General features: G+C 65.3%; 9 protein-coding genes. 6 read left to right on the forward strand and 3 right to left on the reverse strand.

The features are described from left to right. Window positions 1-3: 3 nt before the first annotated feature. On the forward strand, window positions 4-387 hold the full coding sequence (locus tag CZ375_RS02255) for an arsenate reductase family protein (protein ID WP_077597694.1): 384 nt from the start codon (window positions 4-6) through the stop codon (window positions 385-387). On the opposite strand, the gene CZ375_RS02260 is transcribed toward CZ375_RS02255, so the two are convergent. Together CZ375_RS02260 and CZ375_RS02265 are read right to left on the reverse strand one after the other, a co-directional pair. Beyond that, a complete protein-coding gene (locus CZ375_RS02260) occupies window positions 384-1,241 on the reverse strand; it encodes a YdcF family protein (protein WP_159438341.1) in 858 nt (285 codons plus the stop codon). The two genes, CZ375_RS02255 and CZ375_RS02260, sit on opposite strands and share 4 nt — an antisense overlap. A gap of 187 nt (window positions 1,242-1,428) precedes the next feature. Next, window positions 1,429-2,424, reverse strand: a complete 996-nt coding sequence (locus CZ375_RS02265; protein ID WP_143803055.1) for a hypothetical protein — start codon at window positions 2,422-2,424, stop codon at window positions 1,429-1,431. A gap of 126 nt (window positions 2,425-2,550) precedes the next feature. Between CZ375_RS02265 and CZ375_RS02270 the strand changes: the two genes are divergently transcribed. Continuing rightward, entirely contained in the window at window positions 2,551-3,807 is a 1,257-nt protein-coding gene (locus CZ375_RS02270; protein WP_077597697.1) for an Mbeg1-like protein, read from the forward strand. Here the strand turns inward: CZ375_RS02270 and CZ375_RS02275 are convergent. After that, entirely contained in the window at window positions 3,760-4,125 is a 366-nt protein-coding gene (locus tag CZ375_RS02275; protein ID WP_077597698.1) for a phage holin family protein, read from the reverse strand. The genes CZ375_RS02270 and CZ375_RS02275 overlap by 48 nt on opposite strands. Before the next feature lie 143 nt (window positions 4,126-4,268). Between CZ375_RS02275 and CZ375_RS02280 the strand changes: the two genes are divergently transcribed. The 4 genes from CZ375_RS02280 (at window position 4,269) to dnaE (ending at window position 15,464) form a co-directional block, all read left to right on the forward strand. Continuing rightward, the gene (locus tag CZ375_RS02280; protein ID WP_077597699.1) at window positions 4,269-4,580 is read left to right on the forward strand and encodes a YerC/YecD family TrpR-related protein; all 312 of its coding nucleotides are present in this window, start codon (window positions 4,269-4,271) and stop codon (window positions 4,578-4,580) included. 93 nt (window positions 4,581-4,673) lie between these two features. Continuing rightward, complete coding sequence (locus CZ375_RS02285; protein ID WP_097677397.1) at window positions 4,674-7,922, forward strand: PD-(D/E)XK nuclease family protein; 3,249 nt, start codon at window positions 4,674-4,676, stop codon at window positions 7,920-7,922. Beyond that, complete coding sequence (locus CZ375_RS02290) at window positions 7,919-11,368, forward strand: UvrD-helicase domain-containing protein (RefSeq protein ID WP_159438342.1); 3,450 nt, start codon at window positions 7,919-7,921, stop codon at window positions 11,366-11,368. The genes CZ375_RS02285 and CZ375_RS02290 overlap by 4 nt, the downstream gene beginning before the upstream one ends. 193 nt (window positions 11,369-11,561) lie before the next feature. Next, entirely contained in the window at window positions 11,562-15,464 is a 3,903-nt protein-coding gene (dnaE, locus tag CZ375_RS02295) for a DNA polymerase III subunit alpha (protein ID WP_077597701.1), read from the forward strand. The last annotated feature ends 79 nt before the right edge of the window (window positions 15,465-15,543 follow it).

Below are 15,543 nucleotides of genomic sequence, written 5' to 3' on the forward strand. Positions count from 1 at the left end.
AGCATGTCAGCCCAGAACCTGATCGTCATCCACTATCCGAAGTGCTCCACCTGCAGGCGCGCGCTCGCCTGGCTGAGGGAGCATGGCGTGGCGTTCGAGGCGCGAGACATCACGCTCGAGAGGCCCACGCTCGCCGAGCTTGCGCGCTGGCACAAGGCAAGCGGGCTGCCCATCAGGCGCTTCTTCAACACCAGCGGCGTCCTCTACCGCGAGCTGGGCGTCAAGGCCAAGCTCGATGCGGGCATGACGGACGAGGAGTGCCATGAGCTTTTGGCCACGGACGGCAAGCTGGTGAAGCGTCCCGTGGTGGTGGGGAAGAGGCCTGACGGAAGCGAGCTGGTGCTGCTGGGCTTCCGCGAGCAGGAGTGGGAGGAGAACCTGCTCTAGTTGCCGCCGAAGAGGATGGTGAGCACCTCTCGGCACCACTGCTGCAGAAGCCCCGAACGTGGCGTCCTTGCGGCCACGCATACGAGTTCCACGCCAAGCTTTCGGCCGTGGTCGCGAGCGCGCCAGAGATGGTAGTCGTTCGAGACCACGGCCATCTGCGTGGTGTGCGCCCCATGCCTGCGCAGGGCCTCGAGCGAGAGGGCGATGTTCTCGCGCGTGTTGAGCGCCTCCTCCTCGCGGATGATGCGCGCGGGCTCTATGCCATCCTCCTCAAGATAGCGTGCCATTGCCTCGGCCTCGCCGGCCCCGCTCACCACCACCTGCCGCAGCGGGGCCTCTCGAAGGAGCCGTGCGGCAACGTCGAGGCGAGTCTGGAGCGTGGGGGAGGGACGTCCGTCTCGCACCGTGGCGCCAAGCACCATGAGCGCGGCGTCCCCCGCTAGGCTCGGTGCGTTGGCATAGGCACCCCTCATCCTCAGGAACCAGATGCAGAAGAGCACGAAGAAGCAGGCCAGCAACAGCGCCGTGCCGCCTGCGAACACTCGCAGCACCTGCGGGAGCCCCTCGTGGTGGCAGGCCAGCGTGGACATCGGAATGAGCGAGAACAGGGCTGGCGGGATCATGCCGATGCTTGCGCCCTCATGGCCAGCGAGGTAGAGGGCGTTGGAAAGCAGCGGCAGCGCGCTGAGCAGGGTTGCGGCAGCAAGCTCGGCGGGTGAGGTGCCGGCATGTGCCAACGCGATCAACGTCCAGGCGCAGGTAAGCGTGGCCGCCAGGAAGCTCCCAAGCGAGAGCGGGCCCAGCGCGCGCTCCCGCTGCGCCAGCGTGGGCCCCGCCTTTCCGCTCCTACCCATCGTTTCCTCCATTTATGCATATAAATGTATTATTTCTTTCTTCATGTTTCCAGTGATAGCCATACCGTAGTTTTAGTACCACTTTTACTATATAGGTAACTTAAAAAGTGGTACTAAAACTACGGTATGGGATGATCTGGGCAAGCATTCAGATCATCCCATACATTTTGCCCTTCTGGTGCCTTCACTATGGCGCAGTGCGAATGGGCCTATCTGCCCAAGGAACCCTGTAGGCATCCAGTATCTTGTCCAGGCGTGCCTGTTGGATGACATCGCGAAACGAGAAGCGCACTACCGTCAATCCAGAAAGGTTGAGTCGAGACTCGCGCTGGCGTTCCTCTTGGCGCTTCCCTTCTGGGGTGCGACCTTCAAGGTACTTCTCGCTCTCGTATTTCTGTTTACCGTCCAGTTCTCCGGCAACTTCACTCCCGTCATTGCGCACCCAGTAAAAATCAAGGTAGAAGCAGTGGTTTGGTTCAAGTGGGTCAACCTTTCTCACCTGTAGCTCGGGGATTCGGTACCCTAGCTCTATGATGGCTGCGCGCGCGATCGACTCGCCGCCGTTTTCGCTTCTCCCATCGGCTAATGAGGCGGTTATGCGTGCCTGCTTTGCACCTTTGAATGCTCCTAGTGATCTCACTAGGTTCAGGAGCGCCTCGCGGGTCTGCCCGCTTCGCCTCAACCAGGAGTCTGCAATGGGCAGGCCTTCCGAGAAGCTCAGCATCCTCATGCAGTCAAATACCGTCCAGTCCAGTGTCGTTACGCGCACTCCATCTATCTTGGTAATTTGTTCTCGTGAGGAGAGGTGGTGTCTGGCATGGCATTCGGAATCGTGGCCGTGCGACACATTCCTCGAAGCCGTATGAATGCGGTCAAGCAAGCCGTATGAAACCCAGAGCCCATGCACTGCAGCGGCCGATACCCCATAGAACACCCAGCTTGGATGCAAGGTCGACAGACCGCGCAAAAGGTGAAGGTGACGCTCTAATGGGTTCAAGTTCTGCCAGTAAGCCTCACGTACGAAGAGGGAGCTGAGCGGCATCAGAACTTCTCCGTGCTTAAGGAGCCGTAGGAGCTGCCTGTATTGTGGGCGGCTGCTAGCCACAAGACAGGTTTTCTGGGCTTCGCTTTGCTCAAATGCTTCCCAGAGTTGTTGCTTGGAGTGAGAGGAGAATTTTCTCATGCCTAGCCCTTCCCACCAGGTCGGATGGGCAAGGTTGGCTAGCAGGAAGTATCTCATGCTTTGCGCGGGAAGTCGATGGTGTAGACTCGAAGAGGCATCAAGCAATGCACGCGGAGGGGGCCAGCAATGGCAAACATGGCCGATTACCTGCTTTGGCGAGGAGACCTTTCCTTCGAGGAGAGGGCTCTGGGCGACATCGACGCGCTCATACTCTCCTGCCTGAGCTACCTGGACTTCGGTGGCATCGTACCTGGCCCTGGGGAAGGAGGCCTGAGCCTTGCCGCCGCTGCGTCCGGCCTGCTCGCCCTTGCGGGCGAGGATCTCTCTTCCTATGTGCGCTCGCTCGCCACGCTAGATGCCAACTATCTACGTCAGCTGGGCTGCTCCCGCCGCTTCGGCGACTGCGTGCTGCGCGGCTATGTGGACGTGATAGACGTGGAGCGCTCGCTGCAGTTCGCGGCCCTCCAGATCGTCCTGCCCTCAGGTGATGTATTTGTCTCGTTCAGGGGTACGGATTCCACTCTCGTGGGTTGGCGCGAGGACTTCATGATGAGCTTCGTGGTGACCGAGGCGCAGCGCCAGGCTGCCAGCTACTGCGCCGATACGCTCAGGAGCTTGCAAGACGGCGCACATGCCTATCTGGGTGGTCACTCCAAGGGCGGCAACCTTGTCGCATTCGCCGCGGTGGGCTGCCCGGAAGAGCTGAGAGGTCGCATCAGGTTGGCGTACAGCTTCGATGGGCCCGGTATCGCCCCCGAGGTGGCCCCCCTCTCCGCGCGCGCGGCACTCGGGGAGCGCTTCAGGCAGGTCTGCCCCGAGCATAGCATCATAGGCATGCTCCTCAGCGACCCAGCCGAGCCGCGCTGCTATGTGAAGAGCAGCGCCTCGGGCATGCAGCAGCATGACCCCATGACCTGGCAGTTGGGCCCAGCCGGCTTTGCGTTGGCGGACGGACTGGCCCGCGAGGCCGAGCTGGTGGACGAGGCGATTGCCCAGTGGGTGGCGAGCATAGACCTCGAGAGGCGCTCGGACTTCGTCGGCGAGCTCTTCGACGTGCTGGCGGCAGGTGGCGCCACCACCTTCGCCGAGGTCCTCTCGGCCCCTGGGATACAGCAGGTGCTGAGGGCGGCCGCCACAGCAAGCCCCGAGAGCCGCGAGCTGGTGGGGCGCCTTGCCTCGCAGACCATGGAGGCCTATCGCAACTCAGCGGGAGAACAGGTGGCGGGCGCCCTTGCGGCGGCCGCCCATCGTGTGGCGGAGGTGGGCGAGGCGGTGGCGCAGCAGGCGGCCGTCCTCAGGAAGGGCCAGCTGTTGTCCCAGGCTGGTGGCTCCCTGTCACCTGGCGATGCCGGTGACGCCACTGACGAGCATGCCGGCAAGTGACATCACGATGGCGCCCATGACCGCCGCGCCGAACGACTCGATGTAGATGCCCGCGTGGAACACGTTGCGGGAGAGGCTGCTGGCCAGCTCGAGCATGAAGGCATTGATTACCAGCTGGAATATGCCCAGGCTCAACAGGGTGAGCGGAAAGGCGAAGAACTGTGCGACGGGCTTGATGATGGCGTTGACGAAGGCGAGCGCCAGCGCGCAGAAGATGGGCCCGGCCCAGCTGCCGCCCACGGACTGTATGCCCGGTACCAGCCAGATCGCCGCGGCGCAGGCGACGGACGTGACGAACCAACTACCCATGAAGCCCATGCTGACTCCTTCTTCGAATGACTCGCTCTAGGGGAGGATACCCATTTTCGGGAGTTGTCCCGCCCCTGCGTCCCGCGCTGCTTTAATGCGATAAAGTCTTATGAAAACCATCGTTCGCGCGGCGCATTCGAGAGGAGCCTTGCATGCCTGAGGAGAGGGACGACGAGCTGGCAACTCCTGGCGTCGAGCGTCTTTTTGAGGCGGTGTGCCAGCTTGGGGACCCGTCAGAGGCACGCGCGTTTCTCCTGGACCTCTGCAGCAGGCGAGAGATCATGGACCTGGCGCAGCGTCTTGAGGTCGCGGGCCTCCTGAGGTCGGGCTCGTCCTACGTTGAGGTCTCTGCGGCAACGGGCGCCTCGTCCACCACGGTGAGCCGCGTCTCCAAGTGCCTGAATGGGCCCGAGGGCGGATACCGCCTGGTACTGGGGCGGCTGGGCGGGGCCTGCGAGCGCTAGCCGCCAATTGTTGTTCGCCCTGTGCGCTACCCTGCAGGCACTGAGTTCTGGCAAGGACCGGGAGGGCCTTGCGTCTGGTGAGATGGGAGTTCCATGTCGCTTCGCGTCGTATGGACAAGGGAAGAGGCCCTGGTCTCGTCCGTGGTCGAGCGAACGCTCCGGGAGGGGCTTGCCCGTGAGGGGCGGGCCGTCCTGCTGGTGCCCAGCTTCGCCCAGCAGCTGGAGGCCTCGCGCCAGCTCGCATCGCTGCCAGGGCTTTCCCTGGGGGTAACGGTTGGGGTTGCCGGCTCCTGGGCCAAGGGCCTCTGGGAGGTGTGGGGCGATGGCCGGCGTCCCGTCGAGGACGGCGAGCGCAGCCTCTTGATGCACCAGCTCCTGCGCGAGGAGGGCTCCTCGGTGGGGCAGGGCGCGGGCACCGTCCGCCTGCTCTCGCAGCTGGCGCGCCTGGGCCTGCCCTGGGTGCGTGGGGCCAAGGAGTCCGGAGACGAGGCCATCGGACTCACCCGCGCGGAGCGCGATGCCCTTGACCTGGTGCTGAGATATGCGCATCGTCTCTCGGAGCTTGGCCTTGTCGAGGAGAGCGAGATGCTCTGCCAGCTTCCCGGGATGCTCTCGCAGGCGGGCGCGCTTCCCGCCACGCTGGTGCTTGCGGGAGCTCAAGAGCTGTCCTGCGCCCAGCGCGATCTTCTCCTCGGGCTTGCCGAGGCGTGCTCGGTGAGCGTGGTCCTCTCTGCCCGAAACGAGGTCGTGGACATGCAGGCGCACGCCCTCGTCGAGCGCCTGGGAAAGGGGCTGGGGGGGAGCCTTCGACAGGAGGGGCCAGATTCCCCCAGGCGAGAGGGCGCGGGCATGCGTGCCGACGAGCTGACCCAGCTGAGGGACCGACTGTTCCTGGTGGGGGAGGAGCCCATCGCGCCCACGGGTGCCGTGAGCCTGCTGCACCCGGCCGGCCCCTTGGCGGAGGCGGAGTCGGTCGCGAGGAGGCTCTCCGAGCTTGCCGCGGCCGGGAGCGCCCACATCGTGCTGGCAGCCCCTGACGCGGCGCGCGTCTGGCGTGAGCTTGCGCCAAAGCTTTGCGCCCGCAAGATCTCCTGCTCCGGCGTGCTTCCCATGCCGGTGGCGGGCTTGGAGCAGGGTCGTGCCCTCATCGGCTTCGTGAGCTCGGTGGCGCGGCTTGCAGACCTTTCCCAGGGCTGGCCCCAGAGGGAGGAGGACGAGGAGGGCTCCTTGGTCAGGTTGGGTGACATGAGCTGGTGGCCGCCCTCGGAGCTGGTCGACTTCCTCCTCTCGGACATCTCGGGCGTGCCTGCGAGCAGGGTCTACCGGCTGGATGCCAGCTGGCGCGGCAGGAGGCTCCTCTCACCCGCAGACGTCCTGCTGGACCTGCAGAATCCCAAGAAGACCTCGGCAGAGGTGTCGCGTGCGACGCGCGAGCTGCTCAAGGGGCACCTCGCGGCCTGCGCGTCCACCCTGCTTGGGGCCTACACGCAGAAGAGGCGCGCGCTGCCTGCGGACAGCGTGTTGGACGACTACGGCGAGACGGTTCGCGAGGAGGGGTGGCCCGCTGACGCCCTCGCCGCCGCCTCGGGGGAGGCTGCGCTTGGCTCCGCCATGGCCGCCGCCGGCTGTCTGAGGGACATGGGCATCGGCTGCGCCCCTGCCGCGGAAGGCGGTCGTGGCCTGGGCGAGCTGGCCGACACCTTCCTCCTCCTGATGGGGGGCTCGCACGTGGTGCTTCGCCCGCAGCTCGTGCTCGAGGGCAGCGGCTGCAGGGTCGACATCATGCCCCTCGCCCAGGCATCGCGCCTGGAGCCGCTCTCGGCCGACGCGGTGGTGGCCATGGGACAGTCCTCCGACGAGTCTGCGCTTGGCGGCAGGGATGACGTCCTGGCCAGTCTGCTCGAGCTCATCTCGGCAGAGCCGAGGCCGGACGAGCTGGCGCGCGCACGATCTTGCTTTCACTCCCTGGCCTCCGTCGCCAGGGAACGGCTGGTGCTGGAGCGCACGCTCTTCGACGCCAGCTCCAAGGACCGCTTCCCCTCCGTCATGCTCACGGAGCTCCTGTCCTGCTATGGAGCCCAGAGCGAGTCCGATGCCGGGAGGTTGGGCCTTGCCATCCAGGGTCTGGGAGAGGCCGCGGCTGATGCGAACTGCGCGCCGTCCGGCATGGCCTCGCTGCCCGAGGGCAGCGAGGGGCGCCTGCCTGCCGGTGTGATAGGCGAGGAGGCCCGCCCTCTGGTGGTGGTCCCCAACGAGGGCAACCCCCATGGCTTCGAGGGGATGCCGCTGCTCTCGGCATCCCAGATAGAGAGCTATCTCGAGTGCCCCTACAAGTGGTTCAGCCTCCGCCGCCTGCGCCTCAGGGACGTGGACGCAGGCTTCACGCCCATGGAGATGGGCACCTTTGCGCATCGCGTGCTCGAGGTCACGCATCGCACGCTGCTCGACGAGGCCCGAGCCGCTGCGGGCCAAGACGTCTCCCGGCCCCTGGATGACCTGTCTGCCCACCTGGCCGGCTCAAGGCTGAGCCTTGACGACAGGGGGCTGCTGGCCCATGCGCACGAGGTGCTGGGGGCGGAGTTCGACCTGCACCTGAAGCACCAGTTCCTGCACCAGCCAAGGAGCCAGCGCCAGCAGCTCCTGATCCCCCACACCGAGATGGACCGCGGCATCCTGAGGAGCCTGCGGCAGGACCTCCTCACCGTCCTTGACTTCGAGGCGGGCCTCTTCGAGGGCTTCGAGCCGCGTCTCATGGAATGGGACTTCGGCCGTGGGGGAGAGCTCGTCGAGTACGCCGGAGTCTACATCAACGGCACCGTGGACCGCGTGGACGTGGACGCACACGGGAACGCGGTGGTCATCGACTACAAGCACAAGTCCCCCAATGGGTTCGTGGACGAGTACGCGCTCTTTCCCAGGGGTCGGGAGGAGGGGGCTCCCTTCAGCCTCCCGCGCAGGGTGCAGTCTCTCATCTACGGCCAGGTGGTGCGCAAGGCATATCCGGAGCTTTCGGTGAGGGCGGCGGTCTACCTGGGAAGCAAGGGAGACCATGCGGTCTCTGGCGCGGTTTCGGAGAACCTTGCCGAGAGGGTCTTCGGCACGCACCCGCTCTCGAAGGCGGCGCTCGCGCGCGTGGCCGTCCCTGAGGGCGATGACTTCGGCGTCGGGGAGTGTGGCTTCGCGGGCGAGTGCGGCATCGATGCCGTGCTGGATGCCACCGAGCGCCTCGTATCCCAGAAGATCGAGGAGATGCTTGCGGGCAACATCGAGGCGCGCCCCCTGGACGACAAGGCCTGCTCGTACTGCCCCGTCATGAACTGCGAGAAGAGGAGGAGCAAGTGAGCGGCCTGGACCTCTCCACGCTGAGCGAAGGCCAGCGACGCATAGTCACCACCCTGGACCGGCCCCTGTTCGTGGAGGCTGGTGCCGGCTCGGGCAAGACCTTCACCCTCACGCGGCGTATCGCCTGGGCCCTCAGCGAGGGGTCGGGGCCCTACCTCGAGGACCTGTCCCAGCTGCTCGTGATCACCTTCACGGACGCCGCGGCGCGAGAGATCAAGGACCGCGTGCGCTCGACGCTGCGCGCGGCCGGCATGCGAGACGCGGCGCTTCAGGTGGATGGAGCCTGGATCAGCACCATACACGGCATGTGCTCGCGCATCCTGCACCGCCATGCCCTCGACCTTGGCCTTGACCCCGAGTTTGGAGTTGCCAGCACCAACCAGGAGGCCGAGCTTCGCCATGAGGCCCTGCTTGCCGTGGTGGGCGAGGCCGCGCGTCAAAGGGGGTCGGACCCCGCCCTCGCGCGGCTCTTCTCCACCTTCGAGTTTGGTGCCACGCAGATGGGTGGCTATAGCGGTGTCATGGGGATCGTGGACGCGATCTCCTCTCGCCTGGGGTCTGACGCCGCGTCTTTCGAGTCCCTGGTGATACCCGAGCCAGCGGATGTCTCCGAGCTGGTCGGCCGCGTGCTGAACGCGGTGGAGAGCGTGGCCGCGGCCCCTCGCGTGACGCCTGCCGCGATGTCGAAGCTGATGTCTGCCCTCGAGTCGCTGCGCGGCTTTTTCGACCTCGCCCCAGGCGAGAGGGACGTCCGTAGGGCGTCCGACCTTCTTGCCGCCCTGGCCCTCCCCAGCGCGGCCGGTGCCATAAAGGAGCTGGTAAAGGAGGCAAAGTCCGAGCTTTCGGCGGCAAGGCTGGAGCTGGCGCTTGCGGCATGTCGCCCGGAGGCGCAGACCCTCGTGCTCCTGGCGAGGGCGGCCGCAGAGCGCTACGTGCGGCTCAAGCGCCAGGCTGGCCTCCTGGACAACAACGACCTCGTGACCCTGGCCCTTGCTGCCGTGAGCTCGAACCCGGAGGTCGCGCGAGACTACGCCGGCCGCTTCCGCCTCGTCATGGTGGACGAGTTCCAGGACACGGACGACGAGCAGCTCGAGCTCATCAACCTCCTCTCGGGCGGCGGACAGGCCCTCACCACCGTGGGAGACGCACAGCAGTCCATCTACCGCTTCCGTGGCGCGGACGTGGGCGTGTTCTACCGCCGCTCCAAGACCCTGGGGCAGCAGGGCTGCCTCTGCCTCAACACCAACTATCGCAGCCACCGCGAGGTTCTCTCGCTGGTCGATTGCGTGTGCGGCGGGGACGCGGGCGTGCTCGACGGCTTCATGCACCTGGACTTCGACCCCGCGCGCAAGGACTGCTACGAGGCGGCCCCCCTTCCTCGCATCAACGTGGAGCTCGTGAGCGGCAAGCGCGGGACGGGCGAGCAGGGGAGAGCGGTGCTCGCGCTGGCCGTGGCAGACCGTCTGGCCAAGCTCAGGGACGCAGGCCAGAGGCCCGGTGACATGGCCCTGCTCCTGGGCTCCACAACCCACGCGGCCCTCTACATAGATGCCCTGCGCGCTCGGGGCATAGACTGCGTGGTGACGGGAGGGTCAACCTTCACGCAGGCGTCCGAGGTGGCTGCCATGGCGGCGCTCCTGCATACGCTGGCCAACCCCCACGACACCCAGAGCGGCCTCTTCCCGCTACTCTCGTCCGGCATGTTCGACCTTACGGCCGACGACTTCGTCCAGCTGGGGACCAGGCCCCAGCACGTCCTGGACGCTCCCACTAAGCGCGGCATCGACCGGGGCCTCGAGACCATGGAGCTCTATGGTGCACGCACTCCTTCCAGGCGCCTCCGGCGGGCCTTCGACCTGCTCTCGAAGGCCCGCCTGACCCTGCGCGGCAAGCCCGTGGCAGACGTCTGCATGCAGCTGCTGCGCGAGTCCGGCTGGCTGGCGCGCCTTGAGGCCCAGGGACCCCAGGGCCAGGCCCAAGAGGCAAACCTCCTTGCCGCCGTGGGCTACATCAGGGACCTCTGCTCGGGCATGGGGCTGGGTCCCGTCCGTGCCGCCCAGGAGTTTGACATCTGGCTCGAGAAGTCCAAGATCCCTCCAGCCTCGCTTGCCGGCGGCGAGATGAACTCCCTGCGCATCATGACGGTGCATGCCTCCAAGGGCCTCGAGTTTCCCGTGGTGGCGCTGGCCGAGTGCTGGTCCGACCCCAGGCCCGCCAGGCAGCCCCTCATGGGCAGGGGTGAGGACGGCAAGACCGTCATGGTGCTGGCCCCGTCCGGCCTCTCCGGGCTGGACGTTGCCGAGGGCTGCGGCGAGAGTCCTCGCAGCCTGGGCGAGTGGCACCAGTTCCTCAAGGAGCGCGAGCGCCAGGGAGAGTCCGCCGAGAAGACCCGCGTCCTCTACGTGGGGCTGACGCGCGCCAAGGAATGCCTGGTGGTTGGCCTGTGGGCGCAGGAGTCCTCGAAGGGCCTCACCCCTCAGCTGGCGGCAAGGAGCATAGACGCGCTCTTCGGCTTCGGCATGCCCGCGGTCGGCGAGCGCAGCTTCTCCTACGGCGGCCAGGAGGAGGGCCTCGTGCGCAGCTGCCGCGTGGACAAGTCAGGAGACCTCCTCGTCGCGGACTCCGCCTCCAGCCTCCCGGCCGTTGACGGCGAGCTTCCCTCCTCGCCGGCGCAGACCTGCGCCCTGGGCGGCATCTGCACCCAGGCGGCTCAGGACGACTTCACGCATTTTGCGGTGGAGCCCGATGGGTCTGCCGCGCAGGTGGTCTCCCGTCGCGCGCGAGAGGGCGTGTTCAGCTACTCCTCCGCGCATGCCCAGATGGATGAGGGGCCAGCGCCCCTTGTCCCGTCCGTACTGGTCCAACAGGGTGAGATGGAGGCGCCTGCGGCTCCCGAGGACGGCGACAGGGCAACCAGCCTGGGTTCGGCCTTCCACGAGCTTGCCCAGGTCATGGTCGAGTCCGGCCAGGTGTTTCCCTCGAGTGAGCGCATCGCCGCGGCAAAGCGCTACTGGAGGCTCTCGCCACGCGCCCAGGCGCGCCTGGATGAGGCCCTGGCGCGCTGGTGGGGCTCCGAGCTCCGCGCCCGCACTCTCTCCTTCGAGCTTCAGCGGGCGGAGCTGCCCTTCTTCGTGAAGGTGGACTCAAGGTACGGCAGCCACGTGGAGGGTGCCATAGACCTCCTTGCCAGCAGTCCCTCGTCACGCGAGGCCCTGCTCGTCGATTACAAGACCGGAGACAGGGGGCTCGGCCTGGAGGAGATCAGGTCCCGTCACGAGATGCAGGCAAACTTCTATGCCCACGTCCTTTTGGGTCAGGGCTTCTCTCGCCTGTGCTGCGCCTTCGTCTGCGTTGAGCTTGACGCGAAGGAATTCGGCGGAACCGCAGGGCAGCCGGTGGTGGTGAGCTATGACTTTGACGAGGCCCACCCACCGGTGATGCCGTGAGGCGGGCGTGCCTTTAGCTGTGTGGATTTTTGTGCCCGCCGACAGGCCCTCTAGCTGCATTGACGCACGAAGTCGCAGCTAGAGACCGTGCGCTCCTCTCGGCAGGGGAGAGGCACAAGAGCTATGCTTGCAACATAGTACGTTTGTTCCATTTTTTTGCGGCATGGGCCGCAACGGCTAGGGGAGAGACAACGTGGCCTTCGTTCACCTTCACAACCACTCGGACTTCTCCATCCTCGACGGCGCCACGCGCATCTCGGACATGGTGAGGCGAGCCGTTGAGTTCAAGATGCCCGCGGTGGCCCTCACGGACCACGGGTACCTCTTTGGCATGCCCAACCTTGACCTCGAGTGCCGCAAGTACAACGACGGCGCCTTGGGCATGAAGCAGTGGAGGCATGACCTGGAGTGCCTCCAGAAGGGCTGGGACATAGAGGAGCCGGAGCAAGATGCCCCGGATGCGCCGCCCAGCGAGCGAGCCCATGAGCAATGGGAGTCTGACCTGCGCATATGGGAGGAGTCTGGCCAGGACGTGGGAGCGGTTCGCGCCAACCGCCCCCAGCTCAAGGTGAAGCCCATATTCGGCTGCGAGGCCTACTTCATCACGGATGACTGCATCGAGCGCGGCACCAAGCAGCGTCGCTACCACCTCATCCTTCTCGCCAAGAACGAGACGGGCTATGTCAACCTGATCCGCTGCATGTCCAAGGCCGCAGGTCATGAGATGATGTACTACAAGCCCCGCACCACCCTGGGCATGCTGAGGGAGTTCCACGAGGGCCTCATCTGCCAGAGCGCCTGCGTGCAGGGCATCATCCAGCAGTGCGTCCTCGACGGCGACTTCGAGGGTGCCAGGCACTGGGCAAGGACCTTCCAGGAGATCTTCGGCGAGGACTTCTACATGGAGATCCAGGACCACGGCCTGACCTTCCGCAACGGCTGGGACGACCGCAAGCTGGACGAGTATCTGGTCAAGATGGCCCATGACATGGGCATCAAGGTCATCGCCACCAACGACTTCCACTACCTCGCGCGCGAGGACGCCCCCACCCAGGACGTGCTCTCGTGCATTGGCAAGGCCACCACGCTTGATGACGGCGGTCGCATGCGCATGGACGGCAGCGAGTTCTACATGAAGAGCGAGCAGGAGATGCGCGAGCTCTTCTCCTGGATTCCCGAGGCTTGCGACAACACCCTCGAGGTTGCCGCGAAGTGCGACTTCGAGATCGACTGGACCAACATGTACCTGCCTCAGTACCCTGGCCTTCGCGAGGGAGAGACGGCGGAGGAGCGCTTTCGCGAGGAGTGCGAGAAGGGCCTGGCCAAGCGCTACGGAGATGGCTGGGAGACCCAGACCATCGGTGGGGTCAACGTCCGCGAGCGCTTCGAGTACGAGTACAAGATCATCTGTGACAAGGGCTTTGCCAACTACTTCCTCATCGTTCAGGACTACGTGCAGTGGGCCAAGGACAACGGCATAGGCGTGGGGCCCGGCCGTGGCTCTGCCGCAGGCGCCATCGTCGCCTACGCCATGAACATCACCTCCTTCGACCCGCTCGAGAACGGCCTGATGTTCGAGCGCTTCCTCTCGCCCCAGCGCTCGGAGATGCCCGATATCGACATGGACTTCGACGACGAGCACCTTCAGGACGTCCTCGCCCACGTGCGAGAGGTCTACGGGGAGGATCGCGTCTGCAAGGTCATCACCTACTCCACCATCAAGGCGAAGCAGGCCATAAACGACGCGGCGCGCGTCCTGGGCCAGCCGGTCTACGTGGCCCAGCGCCTCTCGAAGATGCTCTCCAACGACCCAAAGCTCTCCCTGGAATGCGCTCTTCACAAGACCGAGAAACATCCGGACCAGTACTCGCCTGACTTCGAGGAGGCCTATCAGAAGGACCCCGACGCCCGACGCATCATAGACGCCGCCCTCTCCATAGAGGGGATGACCCGTGGCGAGGGCGTGCACGCCTGTGCCACGCTCATCGCCCCCACGCCGGTCACGGACCACGTTCCCACCAAGCTCGACACCAAGGGAAACGTCACCATCACCCAGTACGAGGGTCACTCCGTGGCGGACATGGGCCTGCTCAAGATGGACTTCCTGGGCCTTCGCACCCTCACGGTCATCAACAAGGCGCTTGCCAACATCAGGCGCAGCCATCCGGGCCTTGCCAGCGAGGAGAACATTCCTCAGGCGGTGAGGGACTGCCTGAAGGACGGTGCCACCCACGTTGACATAGACGTGGACAAGATCGACTTCTCAGACCCCAAGATCTACGAGCTTCTGGGCTCGGGCGGCACGGCCGGCGTCTTCCAGGTGGAGTCCGCGGGCATGACCGCCACCATCAAGAACATGCAGCCCAAGGAATACAAGCAGATCGTCGCGCTTATCGCCCTGTATCGTCCCGGCCCCCTTGGCGCGGGCATGGTCACGAGCTACATCAACCGAATGAACGGCAAGGAGTCCGTCGTCTTCTACGACGACCGTCTCTCAGACATCCTGGACGAGACTTACGGCACCATCGTCTACCAGGAGCAGGTCATGCAGATTGCCGTCAAGATGTGCGGCTTCTCCGCTGGCGAGTCCGACTCGCGCATCAGGAAGCCCGTGGCAAAGAAGAAGATCAAGCTCCTGACAAGCACCGTCTTTCACTGGGACAACGGCAAGGACGAGACCACCTACGACCACTGGATGAACGGCGCGGTCGAGAACGGATACAAGAGGGAGGTCGCCCAGCGCATCTGGGACGACGTCCTCGAGTTTGCCTCCTACGCCTTCAACAAGTCCCACTCTGCCGGATACGCCATTCTCGTCATGCAGACGGCCTGGCTGAAGGCCTACTTCCCGCGCGAGTACATGGCCTCGGTGCTCACCTCCTACATGGGCAAGACCGAGAAGATCGTCCACTACGTAAGCTCGTGCCGCCATGAGGGCATCTCCGTGCTCCCGCCCGACATCAACGAGTCCGGCAAGGACTTCACCGCGACCCCGGAGGGCATCCGCTTCGGCTTCGCGGGCATCCGTGGCGTGGGGGACGGCGTCGGCGAGGCCATCATGGGGGAGCGTGCAGATGGAGGCCCCTTCAAGAGCCTGCATGATTTCGTGGACCGCGTGGATGCCTCCCAGGCGAACCGCCGCGTGGTCGAGGCGCTCATCAAGGCGGGTGCCTTCGACTCGACGTCCTACCCCCGTCGCCAGCTCATGGTCTTCGTGGACAAGAACAACCCGCGCAACGTGGTGGATGCCGCGGCCAAGCGCCAGAAGGATCGCGTGGCTGGTCAGAGCTCTCTCTTCGACATGTTCGCGGACACCGCGGGCTCGGGCTTCGAGGACGAGGTCCCGCCCCCCGAGCCAGACGAGTGGGACAGGCACACCAAACTTTCCCAAGAGCACGAGGTCCTGGGAATCTACGTCTCCGACCATCCCCTGCGCCCCTACGAGTACGCGCTCTCCAAGGCACGAGACTACACGCTGGTCGAGCTCGGCGAGTCCCAGGAGGTCGTCAACTACGAGACGGGCGCGACCACCACGACCTACCGCGTTCCCGAGGGCAAGCCCATCCGCCTTGCCGGCATGGTGCCTGTCGGGGGAGTTGCCAAGAAGGTCACCAAGAACGGAGACCAGATGGCGATCGTCACGCTGGAGGACATGGAGGGAGAGATCTCCATCGTCGTCTTTCCCAAGACCTACAAGGAGTGTGTCTCCGCGCTCGAGGGCGAGCTTGACCCCAACACCGGGGAGCGCATGGATGACGTGTTCATCAAGGTCTGCGGCAAACTGGAGCGAGGGGACAGGGGAGACCAGATCATCGCCACGTCCATCGAGGCCCTGGAGCTCTCTGACAGGGCCAACAGGCCCAAGGTCTTGGAGCTCTGCATGAGCTCGCGTCTGCTCTCCCAGGACCGCATGGAGCGCCTCCAGTCCATTCTCGCGCGCTACCAGGGCCTGGACAGGGTCGAGCTCCTGGTGGAGGGGGCGAGCGGGGAACTGATGCGCATGATGCTCCCCACAAAGGTGGATGCCAACAACATGGTCCTCCGTGCGGAGGTGGATGACCTCCTGGGCAGGGAGGGTCGCCTGCAGGTGTCCTAGCTCAGGTCGGGGGGATATGTATCTTGGATTGGGGCATAATGGTCTCAACGCCCGGCGTGGGGCAATCGGTCCCATGCGG

The sequence above is a fragment of the Olsenella urininfantis genome (genome assembly GCF_900155635.1).
Lineage (GTDB): Bacteria > Actinomycetota > Coriobacteriia > Coriobacteriales > Atopobiaceae > Olsenella_G > Olsenella_G urininfantis.

Excerpts from the sequence above, each read along its gene's own strand:
- CZ375_RS02255 (WP_077597694.1), top strand. The coding sequence starts at position 4 with ATGTCAGCCCAGAACCTGATCGTCATCCACTATCCGAAGTGCTCCACC.
- CZ375_RS02260 (WP_159438341.1), bottom strand. The coding sequence starts at position 1,241 with ATGGGTAGGAGCGGAAAGGCGGGGCCCACGCTGGCGCAGCGGGAGCGC.
- CZ375_RS02265 (WP_143803055.1), bottom strand. The coding sequence starts at position 2,424 with ATGAGAAAATTCTCCTCTCACTCCAAGCAACAACTCTGGGAAGCATTT.
- CZ375_RS02270 (WP_077597697.1), top strand. The coding sequence starts at position 2,551 with ATGGCAAACATGGCCGATTACCTGCTTTGGCGAGGAGACCTTTCCTTC.
- CZ375_RS02275 (WP_077597698.1), bottom strand. The coding sequence starts at position 4,125 with ATGGGCTTCATGGGTAGTTGGTTCGTCACGTCCGTCGCCTGCGCCGCG.
- CZ375_RS02280 (WP_077597699.1), top strand. The coding sequence starts at position 4,269 with ATGCCTGAGGAGAGGGACGACGAGCTGGCAACTCCTGGCGTCGAGCGT.
- CZ375_RS02285 (WP_097677397.1), top strand. The coding sequence starts at position 4,674 with ATGTCGCTTCGCGTCGTATGGACAAGGGAAGAGGCCCTGGTCTCGTCC.